The sequence below is a fragment of the Phocaeicola intestinalis genome, assembly GCF_014837065.1.
Classification (GTDB): Bacteria; Bacteroidota; Bacteroidia; order Bacteroidales; family Bacteroidaceae; genus Phocaeicola; species Phocaeicola intestinalis.
Map to the genome: position 1 here is coordinate 60,222 of NZ_JACSPP010000007.1, position 18,963 is coordinate 79,184.

Sequence of the window (18,963 nt, forward strand, 5' to 3'; positions counted from 1 at the left end):
GCTTATGGAAAAATTTCTTTCGAACAAAATTTTAAAAAACTGTTTCAAGCATCCTTAAAACCTGTAATTTTGCAGATGTTTTTAGTGTTTTTAATCAAAAGCAATGGAAAAGTTATGAATCGGTTCGGTGAAACCTTGATACATTGGTATGAGGAGAACAAGCGGGATTTGCCGTGGCGGGACACGAAAGATCCTTATAAAATATGGATATCTGAAATCATACTCCAGCAGACGCGTGTGGTACAGGGGTACGATTATTACTGCCGTTTTATCCGGCGGTTTCCGGATGTGTTTGCTTTGGCTGCGGCCGGTGAAGACGAAGTGATGAAATATTGGCAGGGGTTGGGCTATTATTCACGGGCAAGGAACCTGCACGAGGCGGCACGTTCGATAGCTGCGCGCGGGACTTTCCCGGATACTTACGAAGAGGTACGTAAATTGAAAGGAGTGGGCGATTATACCGCCGCCGCCATTTGCTCGTTTGCCTACGGTATGCCTTGTGCCGTGGTCGACGGCAATGTGTACAGGGTGCTTTCACGCTGGCTGGGGGTAGAAGAACCGATTGACACCACGCAAGGCAAGAAACTTTATGCGGCATTGGCTGGAGAGTTGCTCGAAAAGTCGGTTCCTGCCCTGTACAACCAGGCAATAATGGACTTTGGAGCCTTGCAGTGCGTGCCCTCATCCCCTTCGTGCATGTTCTGTCCGTTGGCAGACAGCTGTATGGCATTGCAGAAAGGATTGGTGGATGTGCTTCCGCGCAAGCAGCACAAAACCAAAGTGAGCAACCGGTATTTCCTTTATTTTTATATAGATGCCGGCGGGGATACCTTCTTGCACAAGCGGGAGGCGGGGGATATCTGGCACAACCTGTATGAGTTCCCGTTGATAGAAACCGGACGGGCGATGGAAGAAGAAGAGGTATGCGTGCTGCCGGCATACAGGCAGCTTTTTGCGGAATGCGAAATCTTGTCTGTGCGGTTGGTGGCAAAGCAGGTGAAGCATGTCTTGTCACATCGGGTGATTTATGCCGACTGTTATGTCGTGCGCATCGCCCCGGGGGGGATGCCGCAGGGGGCGTTCCAATGCGTCCCGGTCGGCGATTTGCACAAATTTGCGGTTCCGCGTTTGATATCTCGTTTTTTTTCTGTAATTTTGAAACCAAATAATCAGTAAACGATTTAGATATGTCATTGAATAAAGTGCAATTGATTGGAAATGTCGGGAAAGACCCGGATGTACGCTATTTGGATAATGGGGTGGCGGTAGCTGCTTTCCCTTTGGCCACTACAGACAGAGCCTATACATTGGCAAACGGCACGCAGGTGCCCGAACGTACGGAGTGGCATAACATCGTGTTGTGGCGCGGACTGGCGGAGACTGCCGAGAAATATGTACACAAGGGGGACAAACTTTATATTGAAGGAAAGATACGCTCGCGCTCGTATGACGACCAGAACGGCATCAAGCGTTATGTGGTGGAAATCTTTGCCGATAATATGGAGATGCTGACTCCGCGTTCTCCCCAGCCGGCAACCGCCCCTTCCCAGCCTGCTGCGGCACAGCAGGCGAATGTTTCGGCGCAGCAGGCTGGCACTTCTGATGATTTGCCTTTCTGACCGATGGCATATAAACCTGATGTTTAACTAAAATTTTTTGTTTTGGATCCTGACTCGTGTTTATCTATCATTGAAGAGTGGTGTAGCGGCTTCACGTTTGCATCTCCTTCCGTAGGAGCGTTGGCAGCTGCTGTGCTGGCTGTGTTGTTATTGTGTGTGTCCGGTCTTGTCTCGGCTTCGGAGATAGCTTTCTTCTCCTTGTCTGAAAACGACAGGGAAGAAGTGGATGAAGAAAAATCGGCGGCCGACAAGCGTATCCGTAAGTTGCTGGACGACTCGGAACGTCTGCTTGCAACGATTCTGATATCCAATCATTTCGTCAATGTGACGATTGTCGTGCTGGGGGCTTTCTTCTTTTCCGATGTGATGCGTGGGGAAGAGGCAGAGGGGCTGCGACTGGCCTTTTGTGTCATCGTCTTGACATTCCTGCTGTTATTGTTCGGCGAGATTATGCCTCGCATCTATTCGGCACAAGATTCGTTGGGGTTCTGCCGGAAAGTAGCGCCTCTCATTGTCTTCCTGCGTAGGATTTTCCGTCCCTTTTCAGACATTCTGGTACGTTCTGCCTTTTTTGTGAACAGGATGGCGCAGAAGCATAAAAAGACCGGCCTTTCTGTGGACGAACTTTCGCAAGCCTTGGAGCTGACCGACAAACGTGAGATTTCGGAAGAAAGCAATATGCTGGAAGGCATCATCCGTTTCGGAGAGGAAACGGCAAAAGAGGTAATGACTTCGCGGCTGGATATGGTAGATTTGGAAATCGGCACCCCGTTTTCAGAAGTCATCAGGTGTGTGGTGGACAATGCATACTCCCGTATCCCCGTTTATGAAGAATCGCGCGATAATATAAAGGGCATTCTGTATATTAAGGATTTGTTGCCCTACTTGGAAAAAGACGACACTTTCAAGTGGCAGAACTTGATACGGCCTGCCTATTTCGTGCCCGAGACCAAGATGATTGATGACCTGTTGCGTGATTTTCAGGCAAACAAGATCCATATAGCGATTGTGGTGGACGAATTTGGAGGTACATCGGGGCTGGTCACGATGGAAGACATTATCGAGGAAATCGTTGGGGAAATCAATGATGAATATGACGAAGAAGAACGCAGCTATGTAAAGGTTTCGGATAACGTGTATGTTTTTGAGGGGAAAACGTTGCTGTCCGATTTCTATAAGATATTGGATGTCGACCCGGATGATTTCGAAGAGCTGGCTGGCGATGCCGATACTTTGGCAGGACTGGTGCTCGAACTGAAAGGAGAGTTCCCGGCACTGCATGAGATTATCCGTTGCAAGGATTTTGTGTTCGAAGTGCTTCAGATGGATGCCCATCGTATTGTGAAAGTAAAAGTAACCCGGAAGAATGTCGCTGTTTAAGAGTTGGAAAAGCGATGGCGCTGTGTTTGCCATCTGGAAGGTGGAAGAAACCGGCGGAGAGTTGCGTGCGATGTTGGGTGACTCATTGCCTTACGATGCTGAACTGTCCGCACTGCGTGCAGAGTCACGCCGTACCGAGTATCTTGCGGTGCGTGTATTGCTTAAGGCATTGTGCGGTGAAGAGAAACAGGTCGGGCATTTTCCTTCGGGCAAACCTTTCCTTACAGACCAGAGCTATCGGCTTTCGATTTCTCACACCAGGGGGTATGTGGCTGTAGCACTGCATCCGTCTGCCGAAGTAGGAGTGGATATCGAGCAGGTGGCAGACCGGGTATTGAGGATTGCCGGCCGTTTCATGTGTGCCGAAGAGCTGGACGGAGAGACGGAAGCGGTAAAAGGGTTTGCCGGAGATTCACGTACCTCCACCTTATATTATATGCTCTTGCACTGGTCGGCAAAGGAAACGCTCTACAAGCTGATGGGAGAAGAAGAAGTCGATTTCAGGGAACACTTGCGTGTCATGCCTTTTCATCTTCAGCAGCAAGGGGATTTTGTTGCTGGTGCATACAAATCTTTTCCGCCGGCAAGTTATCAGGTCTGTTATATGGTTCATCCTGATTTTGTCTGCACGTGGAGTGTGCAGGCAAAGAAATATTTTTAATGAATATCCGCATTTTGCCCAAGACACGGGATGTTTGCGGATATTCAATTAGTTAATTATTAATCGAAATCCACACCCCTTCACCCCGTGCTTTTGCCTCCACAATGCGTTGTTTCAATTTCTCCACCCACAAGCACGAGTCCGTCAAGATACCCGGTTCCTGGCACTCGCCAACAAGGATGCATCCTGCCGTATCTTCTACGGTGTTTCCGGCGTGGATGCGGATACCTTCAAATTTAGGGACATGCAGCAGCAGCGGAAGCCATTGCTTGAACTTGGGTGAGCGGGTTATCACCACCGGATAACGCCCTTCGGGGATTGCCGTGCGTCCGGGCACTTTCTTCGCTTTCCTTTTTCGCCACTTCGGCTCCAAGGTGTAGCAGCACTCTTTCCCGTCCACCAATAACTTGCCCAACGTGTAGGGCTTATCTTTTACGATTCGGTTTAAGGTCAATTCCATCGCTCCTGAATTTTAGTTTTTTGTAATTGTCATTTGTCATTTTGTCATTTGTCATTTTGTTTCGGGTGATATACCCCCTGCATATCCATTGGTTAATCATGGGTCTTGTTCCCTCGGCATTCATCCCCTCTCTTTGCCGTAACCGGATAGCGTCTTGCAGGGTAAATTCATCCGGCAAAAACTCCAATAAGTTATGCCGACCGGGCTTTGAATCAGAACTGTTTTTTTCTTTCATCGCCTCCTCTATCGCCTCCCCGAAAAACTCCATCTTGCACCACATGTCGTAGTGGAAAGACCAGCGCACGAAGTCTTCAATGCTTTTGTCCCATTTCTCGCCATTCGCCACATAGAGCACACAAGCCTTGAGATAAGCAATCACGTTCGCCCGAAAACTCAGGTTTTCATACACACGGCTTTGCGAGAGCGTGGCGAACTCGGCATTCTCCTTCCGCATCTTTTCCGCCAGCCGGAAAGCCTGCGGGCAATCCACCAGCCCCGTGGCACGGTTCAGGTTCTCGATGTAAGGGCGGAGTTCTTCATCGAACGCCGCATCATACGTGCCATACACCGGCATGTCCGCACCTATCTCACGCTCCGGAATCGTACAGAAATTGATGCGCGAGATAGGCCCGTCCGTGAGCACACGCGAGAAATACCGTTTCCCTTTCAGGATAGTTGTAGCGGCATTCCAGTTAAACCGGATGGTCACTTTCTCGGTGATACTCTGCGTCCCCACACGGGTCTGCCCGTAGCGGTTTCCGGGGTCAAAAGCCAAACACATGATTTGAAACTGCTGGTTTCCCCGTCCCGACCCGCGCAAGGCATCGAACTGGTCAATCTCGTTCAGTTTCGTGTACAGAAAATGCCCTTCCGCTTCGGCGGTACGCATCACGAAAGCCGGATTGGTCATGTCCGCATCAATTTCCTGAATCACAAGCCCTTCCGGACGCTGCCTCTTGTCCTTGTTCGAGCCTTTCGAGTTCACCTCGTTTTTCCATTCCCTTTCCCTGCGCAAGTTTTCTTCGTCCCTGCGCCGGATGTCCGCCATAATGCGGTTTATCGGCTCCGAGATACAGTCCTTTCCGGCACCCGTTCCAGCCATAAGCACGTTCATCAGCGTGGCTTCATGCTCCACATTGTCGATGTACTTAAATCTTACCTTATGCAGGTGTGTTGCGAGCGGTGGAAACACCGCATGAGCCACGGCAGGCTTGTACACGTCGGGGGTGCGGCTCACAAGAAGCCCGATAAGTTTGGGCAGCTTTTTCGGCAATTCGGGCGGTACTGTAGGGGCGTATCGCATACGCCCGGAAACATCCGCACACACATCCCCATTGGCGTTCTCGTTGGTGCATTCGGGCGTATGCGATACGCCCCTACAAGCTTCTTTCATCAGCTTCGGCATACTGTACCATTTCGCCGAACACGCCGAATGAATCAGCCCTTTCATTTCTTCCTCCGAAAGCCCGTAACGTGGCATAATCTGTAAAAGAATTTCCTCGTTATTATCCGTAATGTAGCGCAAATGCGAAGCCAGCCGATGCAACTTGTCGTTGCGCTCTCCCTGCACCGGTTCGCCGCCCGTAAGCGCAAACCAATGCCGGATAATGTCCGAGTAAGGTACACCCTTGAAAGCCATCTCCGTAGGGGCGTATTGCATACGCCCGGAAACATCCGCTTTATCATCCACATGCGCATCACCGCTGGCGTTTTCGTTGACGCATTCGGGCGTATGCGATACGCCCCTACGATTATCATCGGACAATCCAGCGTGACAAGGAGATTCTTCATTCTTAAAAAGTTTATCCTCATCCACATAGATAATATAATCCTCCGGCACCACAAACGAAGACCGTGCCAAGTCCTTCACGCTCTGGTCATAATTCGCGTCCCCCAACTGCTCCGACATCCACTTTTGTGCCCCTGCCAAGTCCATCCCATCGGGGATAATGAAGAACAACCGCAGCCCCTCGGTACTGGGCGTAACATGCGCCAACACCACAAAGCGGAGCACATTCTTCGTTCTTAATTCTTCACTCTTCATTTCCCAATACTCCCGCGGACTGGGCAAATGGTCAATATCATACATCGAAAGCCCCGAAGGCACGGCATCCGCATTCAATCTCCTTCCGTTCCTAAACGTGGCGTGTGGCGTAAAAATCGGAAGCCTTTTCTTCAATCCAGCCTTCAAGGTTTCGTAATCTTCCTTTACCATTTCACCACGCTTTACTTTCTCCAGTCCGTCCGCTATCTGCGCACAGATATCAGCGACCAGCGGCGAGCGTACCGCCTTCCAAAACAGCTCGGACGTGCACTCGCGCACCTCCCGGCTTCTGATGTTATTTGATATTCCGAAACTCATAGTGTATGCTTTTTTCACCACAGATTACACAGATTAATAAAATTAATTTATTTCCTCTGTGTGCCACTGTGGTGAATTTTGTCAATAATAAATTATTTAATCTGTGTAATCTGTGGTGAGTGAATCAGTATCCGAAAACATTGTCATACATCCCTTCGATGAACGCGCTCGCCTCCTTGCTTTCGTTCTCAATCACCTGCGAGGGGATTACGTCCACTTCGTCCAGCCCGATGCGGAGCGTCAGGCGTACCTGCGTGTCGCCCACCGAAGCCCTTCCGTGGCGCAACTTGATGCTCCGTGTGCCCGGCTTTGAAACGCCTTTCTTGTGTTCCGAAAAATTACCTTCCGTCGGGTTAATCAGCCCGATAGTCCCTTGGATTCGGCTTCCCGTGGAAACCAGCCGCTGGTATGCGGCGTCCGAAATCTGCAATGTTATATTCATAAGTCTTTGTGTTAAGTTTACCGTAGGGGCGTATTGCATACGCCCTGAATACATCCACGTGGATTAGTTGGCGCATCCGGGCGTATGCGATACGCCCCTACGGTGTAACTAATTATTTAAATCCGTGTAATCTGTGGTGAAAATCTAAATCAGTTTTCCTCGTTCCCCAGCTTGACGAAGTTCACCAGCGTGATGTCCTGATAGGTTTGCTCGTTGTGGTCGTGTGTTTGGAAGCGCAGTTCGCCGTAGATGATGTCTTCGGGATGGATGTCCGCCTCTGCCACCGCTCCCAGCATCACCGCCACGTAGCGGTCGGGGTACCGCCCGCACCAGTCGCTCAATGTCACCACCCGTTTGCTTATCGTTCCCTGTTCCGCCTTCTCGCTGCGCACGCTGAACACCTCGCCGCAACGCTCGATTTTCAAAAATGCTTTCATGGTTCTTTCGTTTTTATTTTTAAGTGACAAGGTGACAAGTTGACGAGGTGACAAGGTTCTGAATACTTTCGTTGGCGCCAGTCGATAGTATCTGAAAACCTAGTACCTGGTACCTGGTCAACTAGTACCTCTTGTTGATTACGGAAGCAAAGGTAAGCGTATGGATTGGGAAAAAACTGCCACGTGGCAGGCACGGCGTGGCTGGCACGGGCAGGTAGAATGCGGAAGAATTTTGCTAATCCCGCGAGGTATCTGCAATTTTAACATTTTATCCGTCTACTTTTCAGAATTTATGCGTTTATAAGAGTATATGATTAAACCATTTTTTGAACGATAAATTTATTGCCTCAATAATCTTTTTTATCGGGCAAAATTTTATATCTTTGCAAGATAGTATTCATTATGAACAACTTTGTAAGGCAACAAGAGGAACGAAAAGAAATAAAAGAAAAAGAAAAGTTAAGTCGGGAAAACCTTGGAAAATTTTTCTTTGACTTGGCTAAGCTCGTATTTACGTCAATGGCTTTGGTAGGAGGAGTTTCACTTATAGTGAATGAGGCCCGGATACAACAGGGCATATTGGCAACAATAGGAGTGTCATTGACATATACGTTTGCAGCAATAGGTTATAAAATTCTAAACGATAGATAAGTATGGATTTTTTGATCATTCTATTTTCGATATGCCTCGTTATAGGCATCGGCATATTGATTTGGTTCAGGACGCCGAAAGGCAAGAAATGGCTTGCAAATCTATAAGACGGGCAAACACAATGTGCTAATAAATAATGTGCTAATGTGCTAATTACTTCATTTCACATTGGCACATTATCACATTCCACATTGCCACATTATCACATTGCCACATTCGCACATTGACACATTCGCACATTATCACATTATCACATTGACACATTCGCACATTGACACATTCGCACATTATCACATTGCCACATTGATGCTTACGCCCTCAGCAGGTCTTTCAGCAATTCTTGGAAGTCGAGCGTTTTCCGTTGGTCAAGGGCTTTTGCCGCGGCACGGCGCAGCGTTTCGGGCTTCATGTTCCACAAGGAGCCGAACGTCTGCCATTGTGCGGCGATGCCCAGCTGTCCGGAGATGTATTGCGCCACGATTCCCCTTTCGGCGTTCGAGAGCCCGAGGGGTTGCCAGTGTTCGTCAAGGATTTGCCCTTCTCTCAGTTTCCCGAGCAGGGAGCGGGCTTTGGGAGTATTCAGTATTTCGGGGATAGCGTGGGGTGTGGAGGTGTTTTTTCCGTTACGGGCGGTGGAAGTTTCGTGCAGGTAGGTGACCGCGGCTTTGCGGATGGCAAGGTTTTCGGCACGCATCCGGCTGATTTCTTCGGCATGGGCAGCGTCCTTGCGCTCGCTCTCGGCGCGCATCCGGCTGATTTCCTCATCTTTCCGGTTGATTATCTCGTCTTTCCGTCTGGCGTCCGCATGTGCCTGCTTGGCTTCTTCCGCCATGTCGTCCGCCCGCTGCTTGTGGCGGTCGCTTTCCAGCAGGGCTTGCTCTTTCAGGCGGCGCTCTTCTATCAGGTGCCTGCCCAGCCCCTCGATGATGTTCCGGCTGTTTTTCAGGAGGAAGGCATCTTGTTCGTTTAATATGTCTCCGGCTTTCGGAGCTTTCTGCTCTTCTTCGGCATCCTCCTGACCTGCCGGCATGTTCTTCATTTGCTTTTTCATATATTGTCGTTTTAAAGTTAACGGTTTGTTCGTTTTACTTGTATGATAGTTACAAATATAAATCAAATATTTTGAAAAAACAAGAATTTATAATGAAAAAGTTGTTGCAATCAACGATTTAACATGTATATTTAGGGGGACACAAGGGCAGACAGAAGAAGTCCGCGCGCGCCCGTGCGGAGGCTCATATTTGCCCGGCGCGGCGCAGCTATATCCGCCGGCATACGCATATATATGCGTTCCTCATTCATTATAAGTGCATCATAATACGGGCATGACAATGACAAATGACAAATGACAATTAGCAAGAAGCCGTTTTTTTGGAGTAAAAAAAGAGAGTATTAAAATTTATATTATATATAATATATATATTATATATAATATACTATATATTGTCATTTTCTTTCCTTTCAAAGCGATTACGAAAAAAGTTAATTGTCATTTTGTCATTTGTCATTCGTCACTGCCTTCGGCGATAACAATGTATCGTGACAATGACAAATGACAATTACTTGTTTATCTATGGCATCGAAAATATGGACTTGTATGATATATTATTTTTTTTGATTCCTTTATTTGTTCATTTACAGCTACATACGGAGTAAAACAGAATACTATTAACAGATTTTCACACCAACCGTTTTCAAATCCATTGCCGGGTGGAAAAGATTGCGTACCTTTGCAGCATACAGGTAACAAGTTAACAAGGTGACAAGGTTTTAGATACTAGGTGACTAGTTGACCAGGTACTAGTTGACTAGTTTTTAGATACCATTAGTAAAACTATTCAGAACCTAGTACCTGGTCACCTAGTTAACTAGTCACCTAAAACAGTACCTTGTCACCTTAAAAACTTAAAAACTTAAAAACTAAACTACTATGATTGACTATTCTGTTTACTTAACTGGAAACCCCATGGACGAAGAAGCTCCGGAAAAGGCATACGCACGTGCCCAGATGAAAGAGTCGATGACCTTCGACAAGTTTGTGAAGCACATTGCCGACCACAACGGGGTGTTCTCGCGCGGCACGGTGCAGGGCGTGGTGCTCGACATGTGCGAGTGCCTGGTGGAGATGCTGCTCAACGGCAACAAGGTGCAGCTGGGCGCGCTGGGCGACTTCTGGATTTCGCTTTCGTCGAAGGCCGCGGATTCGCTGGCGGACTTCACCGCGGCGAACATCACGGGCATCAACGTGATTTTCACTCCCGGTTCGGACTTTGCCGACCTCATCAGCCGTGCGCAGTTCAATCCCGTAGCAAGCCGCGCGGCGCAGGCAGCTACGCTCAAGGCGGAGAAAGCCGGCGAGGCTACCGTAGACCTGGAAGCGGCGAAACGCAAACCTGCTGCTTCGGAACCGGGCGTGTAACTTTTTCACCACAGATTACACAGATTTTTCAATTTACGATTTGACAATTTACTATCTACTATTTTTGACATTAAATCGTACTTCGTAAATCGAAAAATAGTAAATCAAAGAATCTGTGTTAATCTGCGAAAATCTGCGTTTCAAAAAAACTCACAAACTCACAAACTCAAAAACTAACAAACTCAAAAACTTAAAAGCTATGGAAAAGAAAAACATCTGGGGCATCGTGATTCAGACCCTTATCACCATTCTCACCGCTATCGGGACCACGCTGGGCGTGACCTCGTGCATTTGATGATAAAAATCTTAGAAGCTGTTTTGAATTTCTCCAAAAAGTTTTTCTTGGCTTGATGTGTTCGTTTTCGTGTGTGCTTTGGGCGATTTTTTGGTCCTTTCCGCTCCTGTTCTTCGTCAGATAGCCCGCTATCTTCCTCATCACAGAAGCGAAAATGCCTCAAAAACTCATCCCAAATCATCGCACGATAAATTCAAAACAGCTTCTTATTTTTATTTGCACTATTCAATTATACATATTATTTTGTGTCAACAAAAAAAGATTCCCAAAAATGTAAAATCATTGTTCCATCAAAAAGAGAAGTGTCTCTTTAATATACAGACCGACAATGACTTTTTATTTAGTAATCAGAATCGGTGCGCAGGGATGCGCGCCGATTTTTAATAGTAGAATACCCTTGTTATCTCATAATTTATTGGCACATTATCTCATAATTTATTGGCACATTATCTCATAATTTATTGGCACATTATCTCATTATTACTGACACATTGGCACATTAGCATGTCAGTTCATTGTCAATTAAGAAAACTTTATTATCTTTGTCGGCGGTATAATTTATAAAAATATTCGTACTATGGACCGCACGAACATTATCGGAGAAAAAATAAAGGATTTGCGCACCGCCAAGGAAATCAGCATCGATGAACTGGCGGAACGTACAGGGCTTACCGCCGGACAGATTGAACGCATAGAAAACAACATTGACATCCCCTCGCTTGCCCCGCTGCTGAAGATAGCGCGCGCACTGGGTGTACGGCTGGGGACTTTCCTTGACGACCAGTCGGAAGAAGACGGCCCCGTGGTGTGCCGCCGCGGAGAAGCGGACGACACCATCAGCTTTTCGAACAATGCCGTCGACGCACGCCAGCACATGCACTATCATTCGCTCTCGCGCAGCAAGGCGGACCGCCACATGGAACCGTTCATCATCGACATCGATGCGAACAACGATGCCTTTACCCTGTCGGCACACGAAGGGGAGGAGTTCATCATGGTGCTGAAAGGAACGCTCGAAATCAATTACGGGAAATATACTTACCTGCTGGAAGAGGGGGACACGATTTATTACGACTCCATCGTGCCGCATCACGTGCATGCCTTCGAAGGACAGGCGGCACAGATTCTGGCGGTGATTTATACACCGGTTTGACGGTGGATGTATGTTTCACCACAGATTACACAGATTTTATCAATTAATAATTAACAATTAATAATTAACAATTAATAATTAACAATTAATAATTGGCAATTAATAATTAACAATTAATAATTGGCAACGGAAACATCCGCCGTTATTCATTATTAATTAAATCTGTGTCCTCTGTGGTGAATGAATCGATTATTTTTAATCTGTGTAATCTGTGGTGAAAACTTAAATATTATGATTCAACTTTCAGAACGGACATTGGGCGACTGGCTGGAACACTGGGCTGCCGTGTCGCCGGACAAAGAATACTTGGTTTATTCCGACCGCAACCTGCGCTTTACGTGGAGCCAGTTCAACCGCCGTGTGGACAACATGGCAAAGGGGCTGCTTGCCATCGGGGTGACCCATGGCACACATGTGGGCATTTGGGCGAAAAATGTGCCCGACTGGCTGACCTTCCTCTATGCTTGTGCCAAGATAGGTGCCGTAGCCGTTACGGTGAACACCAACTACAAGCAGGCGGAACTGGAATACCTGTGCGAGAACTCGGACATGCACACCCTCTGCATCGTAGACGGTGAGCGGGACAGCAATTTTGTGGAGATGACCTACAAGATGCTGCCCGAACTGAAGACTTTCGAGCGCGGGCACATGAAGAGCAAACGCTTCCCTTACATGCGCAACGTTATCTATATCGGGCAGGAGAAATACCGCGGGATGTATAATACGGCGGAAATCTTGCTCCTGGGGAACAACATCGAGGATGATGTGCTGGCGGAAGCCAAGAAGAAAGTGAACTGCCACGACACGGTGAACATGCAATATACGTCGGGTACCACGGGATTCCCCAAGGGCGTGATGCTGACGCATTACAACATTGCCAACAACGGTTTCCTGACGGGCGAGCACATGAAGTTTACCCAAGACGACAAGCTGTGTGTATGTGTGCCCCTGTTCCATTGTTTCGGCGTGGTGCTTGCCACGATGAATTGCCTCACCCACGGCTGTACGGAGGTGATGGTGGAACGTTTCGACCCGCTGGTGGTGCTGGCATCCGTCCATAAGGAACGCTGTACGGCGCTTTACGGTGTGCCTACGATGTTCATCGCCGAGTTGAACCACCCGATGTTTGACATGTTCGACCTTTCGTGCCTGCGTACGGGCATCATGGCAGGCTCGCTCTGCCCCGTGGAGCTGATGAAGCAGGTGGAGGAGAAGATGTATATGAAGGTGACCAGCGTGTACGGGCTGACCGAAACTTCGCCGGGCATGACGCATAGCCGCATAGACGACCCTGCCGAGGTGCGCTTCAACACCGTGGGGCGTGACTTCGAATTTACCGAGGTGAAGGTTATCGACCCCGAGACAGGCGAGGAATGTCCCGTAGGCGTGCAGGGCGAGATGTGCAACCGGGGCTACAACAACATGAAGGGGTATTACAAGAACCCGCAAGCCACCGCCGAGGTGATAGACCGGAACGGTTTCCTGCACTCGGGCGACTTGGGCGTGAAGGACGAGCACGGAAATTACCGCATCACGGGGCGCATCAAGGACATGATAATCCGTGGGGGCGAGAACATTTATCCGCGCGAGATAGAGGAGTTCCTCTACCAGATGCCGGGCATCAAGGATGTGCAGGTGGCAGGTGTGCCGTCGAAGAAATACGGCGAGGCGGTAGGTGCCTTCATCATCCTGCACGAGGGCTGCACGATGAACGAGTTCGACGTGCGCGAGTTCTGCGAGGGCAAGATTGCCCGCTACAAGATACCGAAGTATATCTTCTTCGTCAAGGAGTTCCCCATGACGGGAAGCGGAAAGATACAGAAGTTCAAGCTGAAAGAACTGAGCCTCAAGCTTTGCGCGGAGCAGGGGATTGAGGTGGTTTAGTTTTTGACTAGGTACTAGGTGACTAGGGAACTAGGTGACTAGGTACTAGGTGACTAGGGAACTAGGTGACTAGGTACTAGGTGACTAGGGAACTAGGTACTAGGTACTAGGTACTAGGTGACCCAATGGTATCTGAAACCTAGTCACCTAGTCCCTAGTCACCTAGTCACCTAATAAGTCCCTAGTCACCTAGTAAGTCCCCTACCTCATATTGCGGTATTGTTTGGGCGATACTCCGGTATAGCGCTTGAAGTATTTCCCGAAGAAAGAGATGTCGGGAAAGTTCAGCGAATAGGCAATCTCCTGTATGGTCAGTTCGGTGGAGCGTAGTTTGGCTTGTGCATCCTTGATGACGAATGCCGAGATGATGTCGGTGAGCGTCCTTCCTGTTGTTTTTTTGATGGTAGTGCTCAGGTGTTGGGGCGAAAGATGCATTTTGTCGGCATAGAACGAGATGTTCCGTTCGGTCTTGTAGTTTTCTACTACGACACGTATCAGTTCTTTCACGATTTCCTGGCTGCGTGTATAATGCTGGGTGTTTTTTGCCAGTGGTTCTTGCCTGTTGATATTTCCCAATTCAATAATCAGTCCGGTCAGAATCAGCGGAAGCTGTTCTTCCCTTATCAGCACATTGCCCAGCCTTTTTGCCTTTATCAGTACTTTGAAATAATCGCCGAACAGGTCTGCCATTTCAGGAGACAAGCTGATGACCGGTTCTTCCAGAATAGAGGGGGCATACTGTATTGTGTTGGAAAACAGGAAAGGGTGCTGTATCAGTGTGGAGGAGAATCCGACAAAGGCGAACCGGCAATCGGGTGTATCCTCTGTTATCTGTACGAACTGGTTGGGATAGATTACGGCTATCGTATTCTTTTTCAGTTCGTATTGGGTCAGGTGGATGGTGATTTTGCATTTTCCTCTTATACAAAGCAATATCAGGCACCCTGATATCTGCTCTGGAGTTTCGAAAAGTTTCTTAAGATTACCGATTACATCAATGCCTGCTATGAAGTGGGTTTCGGCGGGTATAGCGGTTAGTGAACTTACTCGTTTCATTATTTCCTTCTTAATATTAGCAAGCAAATATAGATTTTTTATGCTTCAGTTCCAAATGTGCTTCGTCTGCTTTTCCGAACTTTAAAAGAACTTTGCAGAAGTTAAGCCGGCACCAAGTGGTGCCGGGTTCTTATTTTCCGTCTTTCAATTTTTTTATCAGCCACGAAGAAGCTACAGAGGTGGCATATGGCAAGTTGGCGCCGAATCCGTGGTTTTCTCCCGGTATCAGGGTCATTTCGCTTTTCTTCATGGTCTGGTGGAATCTTTCTCCGTAAGTGTAAGGTACTATCCGGTCGTCCATTCCGTGTATCACAAGTACAGGGCCGTCGTACCGGCTTGCCGTTTCATATATCGGCAGTTCGAGGGCGGTCTGGATGTAGTTTCTTCCCAGTTTGTGTCCTGAAGGCATGGTGATGTATTCAGGGGCGTGCCAGGGGTCGTATACGACTCCCATTGTGTTGCCCCGCAGGGCATCATCGCGCAATACGGCGGCAGGTGCCATCAGTACTACGCTCCGGATGGCATATTTGCCCAGTCGTCCTGCGGTCATTGCCGAAACCACCCCTCCTTGCGAATGTCCCAGCAGGGAGATGCTGGCGGTTTGCGGCAGGTTGCGTGTAAAGGCTATGACGGCCAGTGCATCGTCTATTTCATTGGGGACGGTCATATTGATGAAATCCCCTTCACTTGCTCCATGTCCGTTGAAGTCGAAACGCACTACGCCGATTCCGGCTTCTGTCAGTTTGTCGCTGATGGTGTCGAACAAGGGTCCTTGCATATTGGCGGTAAATCCGTGGCAGAGTATGACCATCGGGCATTTTTCTCCTTGTTGGAGTGCGGGGAGCTGCAGGCGTGCCGCCAGCCGTCCCATCGGTCCTTTGATGTAGAAAGTAGAGTCGGTTTGTGCCGATGCGCTGATGCAGCCCAGCATGAGGGCAAGTGTAAAGAATAGTTTTTTCAGTTTCATATTGTCTTTAGAATTTATGGATGAATGCATTTCACCTTCATCCTATTGGCATTTTGCGGATAAATTTAAACAGGCTCTTAGAAGCTGTTTTGAATTTATCGTGCGATGATTTGGGATGAGTTTTTGAGGCATTTTCGCTTCTGTGATGAGGAAGATAGCGGGCTATCTGACGAAGAACAGGAGCGAAAAGGACCAAAAAATCGCCCAAAGCACACACGAAAACAGATACATCAAGCCAAGAAAAACTTTTTGGAGAAATTCAAAACAGCTTCTTAGTATCTTTTTCTTTTGCCACTTCCGAAGAAAGCACGTACGCGGCGTAATACTTTGATGCCTGTCATCAGTCCGTCGTAGGCGGCGATGCCCATGTTGACATGTTGCATCATCCCTTCAAATTTGTTTTTGCTTTGTGGCGGGGCAAAGAGTTGATGGGCAAGGTGGAGCATCTGTTCTTTTGACTGGAGGATTTCCTTTTTTTTATCTATCCGTTGCTGGCGGATCATTTCCAGGGTATAGTGGTTCGGTGGTAGATTGTTCATGGTTCTGTTTTCTTTGTGTCATCCAAAAATAGCCGTGCCAGGAAATTGACCATCGGCTGGAAGATAAGTGGTACGCGGAAGCGATAGATGAGCAGGGCTATCGCAATCAGCAGGATGCCTACAATGGCGTAGCCCGCTATCAGGCTTCCCACGGCGGTGGCAAGTACATATACCAGCATGAACGAGAAATAGAAAAGGGCCATCACTCCTACGGTCACCAGGATGAAAATCAGAATCAGTGTAGAGAGCAGGATGGTGAGTTTTTCTATCGCTTCCAGCCGGAGGTATTGTCCTTGCAGTTCAAGGTATTTCCTGAATTCCTTGAAGAGGTCTTGCAGGTTGTCAATGCTTTTGTCGTTAGCAAACATAGTTTCTGGAGGTTTAAAAAAGAGGGTGTGCTAAAATTTTCCTTTTACCACACCCTCTTGAAGTTCATGCTCATGATTAGTCGGCATCTTTTACTTCTGATGCGATTTGGTCAACCAAATCATCCATTTCTTCACGGTTCAGACGGATACCTTTTTTACGCAAAAGCTCAGCTATTTTGTTACGTGTGTCGGTACCCTTTTCCGGAGCAAATAAAATACCTGCTGCTGCACCAATGGCAATCCCACCCAAGAATGCAGCTACTACATTCAATGCTTTCATATCAAAACGTTTTTTTAGTTATTACGCTTACAAATCTAAGAAAATTCTGATTATAATGCATCATTTTTGGACGAAATATTTGACAAATCCCATAATATCTTGCATTATTAACAGATTTTAATAGCAAGACTAGGGAGATATTGCTACTTTTGCAAAAAATAAAACGAGAAGAAACGGAAAAGTTAAATTTATAAATTCAAGACAAATGAAGAAAGTTGTTGTATTGGGAATGGGATTGTGTGTAGCTTTGGCATTCTCATCCTGTAAGTCAAGCGAAAGTGCTTATAAAAAGGCTTATGAAAAAGCGAAACAACAAGAATTGGCAGAAGCCGCAACCAGTGAGGCTCCGGCGGAGACAGTTGCTCCGATAGCTCCTGTTACTCCTGCTCCTACAACTCCTGCCCCTGTGACTACGGCACCGGTCCGTGAAGAAAAGGTAGAACTGGTTTCGGGTGACGGGCTGAAGGCATACAGTGTGGTATGCGGAAGTTTCGGTATCAAGGCAAACGCCGACGGTCTGAAAGGGCAGATGGATGGCGAAGGGTATAATGCCAAGGTGGTATATAATGCTGAAAAGAATATGTACCGCGTCATTGTGGCTTCTTATGATACACACGAAGAGGCTTCGGCTGCCCGCGACGCTTTTAAAGCCAAGTATCCCGACCGCAAGGATTTCCAGGGTGCGTGGCTGCTTTATGCCAAATAGTAAATAGACCGGAAATAATATCCGATAATTCAGATTTAGAGCGGTAGCCTTTTGGCTATCGCTTTTTTTTGTAACTTTGCCCGCAAATTAAAATAAGGTAGAATAATACATGAGAAAGATGAAATGGATGTTCGGAGTGCTGGCGATGGCATTTCCTCTTTTTATGAATGCGCAGGAGAAAGTCGTTCCTCTGAAATATGGTGATATGGACCAGTGGATTACGCGCAAGATTCACGAATCGGGTATTATTGGCGGCGATACGAAACTGCTTTATGAAGTAGGGCCTGTGAAAGAACTGGATGGGAATACCCCGTATGTGAACCAGGGAGGTTCGCCGTGGGGAAATTCCAATGTTATGGCAAAGGTGATGGGGATTGTCAAGACCAATACCAGTGTTTATCCCGAACAGAGGGAAGGGGGCTATTGTGCCCGTCTGGAAACGCATATCGAAAGTGTCAAGGTTTTGGGAGTGGTGAATATCACGGTGCTGGCTTCCGGTTCCTTGTTTCTGGGCGATATGAAAGAACCTATCACCGGAACGAAGGAAGGTGAGAAAGCCTTGAATATGGGAGTGCGTTTTAATTCCCGTCCCAAAGCTGTCCGTTACGATTACAAGGTAAAAATGTCGGGTGAGCCGAACCGCATCCGTCAGACGGGATTCAGCCGGAAAAGCACTGTTCCGGGGCAAGACTGTGCCATTATGACCTGCTTGCTTCAGAAGCGCACCGAGGATGCCGAGGGCAATATCATAGCCAAGCGTATCGGTACGGCGGTTATCCGTTATCAGCAGACTGAAGGCTGGCGCAACAAGGCGACTTATGATATTCATTACGGAGATATATCGCATACTTCTTATTACGATGCCGAACTGATGAAACTGGGTGTGGGCAATTATCATGCACGCAATAGCAAGGGTGAGAGTGTCTTGATTCAGGAAAACGGATGGGCGGATGCCGATGAAACACCTACTCATCTCATTCTGCAGTTTACGTCCAGTCTGGGCGGTGCCTTTGTCGGTTCGCCGGGCAATACACTGTGGGTGGATAACGTTTGTCTGGTGTATTAAGATAAATGAATGTCCGCAAAATGCCAATTCATATTTTTTTTATATGGTTGAAAACAATTTCAGTCCCGGAAGTGTTATAAGAAAGAAGGGAATAGAAATCCCCTTCGATAATATCTCTATCAAAAAAGACGGGAAAGCGTTCCTGTCGTGCATTTTACTTAAATTAGTAATTCGGAAAAGCCGATACGCAGGGATGCGCATCGGCTTTTGCCGTTTCA

At 47.7% G+C, this 18,963-nt stretch carries 23 protein-coding genes; 12 read left to right on the plus strand and 11 right to left on the minus strand.

The annotated features are described in order from the left end of the window. Positions 1–114: 114 nt before the first annotated feature. From mutY to H9625_RS03990, 4 genes are read left to right on the plus strand one after another with little or no spacing between them, the layout of a single operon-like run. On the plus strand, positions 115–1,176 hold the full coding sequence (gene mutY / locus H9625_RS03975; RefSeq protein ID WP_191763070.1) for an A/G-specific adenine glycosylase: 1,062 nt from the start codon (positions 115–117) through the stop codon (positions 1,174–1,176). Positions 1,177–1,187: 11 nt separating this feature from the next. After that, positions 1,188–1,619 (plus strand): single-stranded DNA-binding protein, encoded by a 432-nt coding sequence (locus H9625_RS03980; RefSeq protein WP_022038770.1) that lies wholly within the window; start codon positions 1,188–1,190, stop codon positions 1,617–1,619. A 42-nt stretch (positions 1,620–1,661) separates the two neighbouring features. Beyond that, a complete protein-coding gene (gene gldE / locus H9625_RS03985) occupies positions 1,662–2,999 on the plus strand; it encodes a gliding motility-associated protein GldE (protein WP_191763072.1) in 1,338 nt (445 codons plus the stop codon). After that, positions 2,986–3,660 carry a 4'-phosphopantetheinyl transferase family protein gene (locus tag H9625_RS03990; RefSeq protein WP_022038768.1) on the plus strand — a complete coding sequence of 225 codons (675 nt, stop codon included), beginning with the start codon at positions 2,986–2,988 and terminating at the stop codon, positions 3,658–3,660. The genes gldE and H9625_RS03990 overlap by 14 nt, the downstream gene beginning before the upstream one ends. Before the next feature lie 52 nt (positions 3,661–3,712). Here the strand turns inward: H9625_RS03990 and H9625_RS03995 are convergent, their stop codons facing one another. The 4 genes from H9625_RS03995 to H9625_RS04010 form a co-directional block, all read right to left on the minus strand. Beyond that, the gene (locus H9625_RS03995) at positions 3,713–4,120 is read right to left on the minus strand and encodes a DUF5675 family protein (protein ID WP_191763074.1); all 408 of its coding nucleotides are present in this window, start codon (positions 4,118–4,120) and stop codon (positions 3,713–3,715) included. Then, entirely contained in the window at positions 4,086–6,482 is a 2,397-nt protein-coding gene (locus H9625_RS04000) for a BT4734/BF3469 family protein (RefSeq protein WP_191763076.1), read from the minus strand. The genes H9625_RS03995 and H9625_RS04000 overlap by 35 nt, the downstream gene beginning before the upstream one ends. A gap of 124 nt (positions 6,483–6,606) precedes the next feature. After that, a complete protein-coding gene (locus tag H9625_RS04005; RefSeq protein WP_191763078.1) occupies positions 6,607–6,924 on the minus strand; it encodes a hypothetical protein in 318 nt (105 codons plus the stop codon). Between the two features lie 149 nt (positions 6,925–7,073). Then, complete coding sequence (locus tag H9625_RS04010) at positions 7,074–7,361, minus strand: hypothetical protein (protein WP_013616601.1); 288 nt, start codon at positions 7,359–7,361, stop codon at positions 7,074–7,076. A 402-nt stretch (positions 7,362–7,763) separates the two neighbouring features. Between H9625_RS04010 and H9625_RS04015 the strand changes: the two genes are divergently transcribed. Continuing rightward, positions 7,764–8,012, plus strand: coding sequence for a hypothetical protein (locus H9625_RS04015; protein WP_191763079.1), 249 nt, complete (start codon positions 7,764–7,766; stop codon positions 8,010–8,012). 310 nt (positions 8,013–8,322) lie between these two features. Here the strand turns inward: H9625_RS04015 and H9625_RS04020 are convergent, their stop codons facing one another. Next, positions 8,323–9,063 carry a hypothetical protein gene (locus H9625_RS04020; RefSeq protein ID WP_191763081.1) on the minus strand — a complete coding sequence of 247 codons (741 nt, stop codon included), beginning with the start codon at positions 9,061–9,063 and terminating at the stop codon, positions 8,323–8,325. Between the two features lie 879 nt (positions 9,064–9,942). Between H9625_RS04020 and H9625_RS04025 the strand changes: the two genes are divergently transcribed. Next, a complete protein-coding gene (locus tag H9625_RS04025) occupies positions 9,943–10,431 on the plus strand; it encodes an HU family DNA-binding protein (protein WP_191763083.1) in 489 nt (162 codons plus the stop codon). 199 nt (positions 10,432–10,630) lie between these two features. Continuing rightward, entirely contained in the window at positions 10,631–10,726 is a 96-nt protein-coding gene (locus H9625_RS04030; RefSeq protein WP_191763085.1) for a smalltalk protein, read from the plus strand. Here H9625_RS04030 and H9625_RS04035 read toward each other — a convergent pair. Then, a complete protein-coding gene (locus H9625_RS04035) occupies positions 10,689–10,907 on the minus strand; it encodes a hypothetical protein (RefSeq protein ID WP_191763087.1) in 219 nt (72 codons plus the stop codon). The two genes, H9625_RS04030 and H9625_RS04035, sit on opposite strands and share 38 nt — an antisense overlap. A gap of 396 nt (positions 10,908–11,303) precedes the next feature. Here H9625_RS04035 and H9625_RS04040 point away from each other — a divergent pair, with 396 nt between their 5' ends. Beyond that, positions 11,304–11,879, plus strand: a complete 576-nt coding sequence (locus H9625_RS04040) for a helix-turn-helix domain-containing protein (RefSeq protein ID WP_013617556.1) — start codon at positions 11,304–11,306, stop codon at positions 11,877–11,879. 231 nt (positions 11,880–12,110) lie between these two features. After that, the gene (locus tag H9625_RS04045) at positions 12,111–13,763 is read left to right on the plus strand and encodes an AMP-binding protein (protein ID WP_022040132.1); all 1,653 of its coding nucleotides are present in this window, start codon (positions 12,111–12,113) and stop codon (positions 13,761–13,763) included. A gap of 201 nt (positions 13,764–13,964) precedes the next feature. Here H9625_RS04045 and H9625_RS04050 read toward each other — a convergent pair whose 3' ends face one another. After that, positions 13,965–14,819 carry a helix-turn-helix domain-containing protein gene (locus H9625_RS04050; RefSeq protein ID WP_191763089.1) on the minus strand — a complete coding sequence of 285 codons (855 nt, stop codon included), beginning with the start codon at positions 14,817–14,819 and terminating at the stop codon, positions 13,965–13,967. A gap of 130 nt (positions 14,820–14,949) precedes the next feature. Further along, positions 14,950–15,786, minus strand: a complete 837-nt coding sequence (locus H9625_RS04055; RefSeq protein ID WP_087208277.1) for an alpha/beta hydrolase family protein — start codon at positions 15,784–15,786, stop codon at positions 14,950–14,952. A gap of 105 nt (positions 15,787–15,891) precedes the next feature. Between H9625_RS04055 and H9625_RS04060 the strand changes: the two genes are divergently transcribed. Further along, entirely contained in the window at positions 15,892–16,062 is a 171-nt protein-coding gene (locus tag H9625_RS04060; RefSeq protein WP_158100135.1) for a hypothetical protein, read from the plus strand. Here the strand turns inward: H9625_RS04060 and H9625_RS04065 are convergent. The 3 genes from H9625_RS04065 to H9625_RS04075 form a co-directional block, all read right to left on the minus strand. Then, a complete protein-coding gene (locus tag H9625_RS04065) occupies positions 16,059–16,325 on the minus strand; it encodes a hypothetical protein (protein ID WP_022038742.1) in 267 nt (88 codons plus the stop codon). The two genes, H9625_RS04060 and H9625_RS04065, sit on opposite strands and share 4 nt — an antisense overlap. Next, entirely contained in the window at positions 16,322–16,693 is a 372-nt protein-coding gene (locus H9625_RS04070; RefSeq protein WP_022038741.1) for a phage holin family protein, read from the minus strand. Before H9625_RS04070 ends, H9625_RS04065 begins: the two co-directional genes overlap by 4 nt. A gap of 76 nt (positions 16,694–16,769) precedes the next feature. Then, on the minus strand, positions 16,770–16,973 hold the full coding sequence (locus H9625_RS04075; RefSeq protein ID WP_022038740.1) for a YtxH domain-containing protein: 204 nt from the start codon (positions 16,971–16,973) through the stop codon (positions 16,770–16,772). A gap of 205 nt (positions 16,974–17,178) precedes the next feature. On the opposite strand from H9625_RS04075, the gene H9625_RS04080 reads away from it, so the two are divergent. Continuing rightward, a complete protein-coding gene (locus H9625_RS04080; RefSeq protein WP_191763091.1) occupies positions 17,179–17,679 on the plus strand; it encodes an SPOR domain-containing protein in 501 nt (166 codons plus the stop codon). Between the two features lie 109 nt (positions 17,680–17,788). Then, complete coding sequence (locus H9625_RS04085; protein WP_394354914.1) at positions 17,789–18,745, plus strand: PCMD domain-containing protein; 957 nt, start codon at positions 17,789–17,791, stop codon at positions 18,743–18,745. Positions 18,746–18,963: the final 218 nt, after the last annotated feature.

Coding starts and splice junctions, on each gene's coding strand:
- mutY (WP_191763070.1), top strand. CDS start 115: ATGAATCGGTTCGGTGAAACCTTGATACATTGGTATGAGGAGAACAAG.
- H9625_RS03980 (WP_022038770.1), top strand. CDS start 1,188: ATGTCATTGAATAAAGTGCAATTGATTGGAAATGTCGGGAAAGACCCG.
- H9625_RS03990 (WP_022038768.1), top strand. CDS start 2,986: ATGTCGCTGTTTAAGAGTTGGAAAAGCGATGGCGCTGTGTTTGCCATC.
- H9625_RS03995 (WP_191763074.1), bottom strand. CDS start 4,120: ATGGAATTGACCTTAAACCGAATCGTAAAAGATAAGCCCTACACGTTG.
- H9625_RS04000 (WP_191763076.1), bottom strand. CDS start 6,482: ATGAGTTTCGGAATATCAAATAACATCAGAAGCCGGGAGGTGCGCGAG.
- H9625_RS04005 (WP_191763078.1), bottom strand. CDS start 6,924: ATGAATATAACATTGCAGATTTCGGACGCCGCATACCAGCGGCTGGTT.
- H9625_RS04010 (WP_013616601.1), bottom strand. CDS start 7,361: ATGAAAGCATTTTTGAAAATCGAGCGTTGCGGCGAGGTGTTCAGCGTG.
- H9625_RS04015 (WP_191763079.1), top strand. CDS start 7,764: ATGAACAACTTTGTAAGGCAACAAGAGGAACGAAAAGAAATAAAAGAA.
- H9625_RS04020 (WP_191763081.1), bottom strand. CDS start 9,063: ATGAAAAAGCAAATGAAGAACATGCCGGCAGGTCAGGAGGATGCCGAA.
- H9625_RS04025 (WP_191763083.1), top strand. CDS start 9,943: ATGATTGACTATTCTGTTTACTTAACTGGAAACCCCATGGACGAAGAA.
- H9625_RS04030 (WP_191763085.1), top strand. CDS start 10,631: ATGGAAAAGAAAAACATCTGGGGCATCGTGATTCAGACCCTTATCACC.
- H9625_RS04035 (WP_191763087.1), bottom strand. CDS start 10,907: ATGATTTGGGATGAGTTTTTGAGGCATTTTCGCTTCTGTGATGAGGAA.
- H9625_RS04040 (WP_013617556.1), top strand. CDS start 11,304: ATGGACCGCACGAACATTATCGGAGAAAAAATAAAGGATTTGCGCACC.
- H9625_RS04045 (WP_022040132.1), top strand. CDS start 12,111: ATGATTCAACTTTCAGAACGGACATTGGGCGACTGGCTGGAACACTGG.
- H9625_RS04050 (WP_191763089.1), bottom strand. CDS start 14,819: ATGAAACGAGTAAGTTCACTAACCGCTATACCCGCCGAAACCCACTTC.
- H9625_RS04055 (WP_087208277.1), bottom strand. CDS start 15,786: ATGAAACTGAAAAAACTATTCTTTACACTTGCCCTCATGCTGGGCTGC.
- H9625_RS04060 (WP_158100135.1), top strand. CDS start 15,892: ATGATTTGGGATGAGTTTTTGAGGCATTTTCGCTTCTGTGATGAGGAA.
- H9625_RS04065 (WP_022038742.1), bottom strand. CDS start 16,325: ATGAACAATCTACCACCGAACCACTATACCCTGGAAATGATCCGCCAG.
- H9625_RS04070 (WP_022038741.1), bottom strand. CDS start 16,693: ATGTTTGCTAACGACAAAAGCATTGACAACCTGCAAGACCTCTTCAAG.
- H9625_RS04075 (WP_022038740.1), bottom strand. CDS start 16,973: ATGAAAGCATTGAATGTAGTAGCTGCATTCTTGGGTGGGATTGCCATT.
- H9625_RS04080 (WP_191763091.1), top strand. CDS start 17,179: ATGAAGAAAGTTGTTGTATTGGGAATGGGATTGTGTGTAGCTTTGGCA.
- H9625_RS04085 (WP_394354914.1), top strand. CDS start 17,789: ATGAGAAAGATGAAATGGATGTTCGGAGTGCTGGCGATGGCATTTCCT.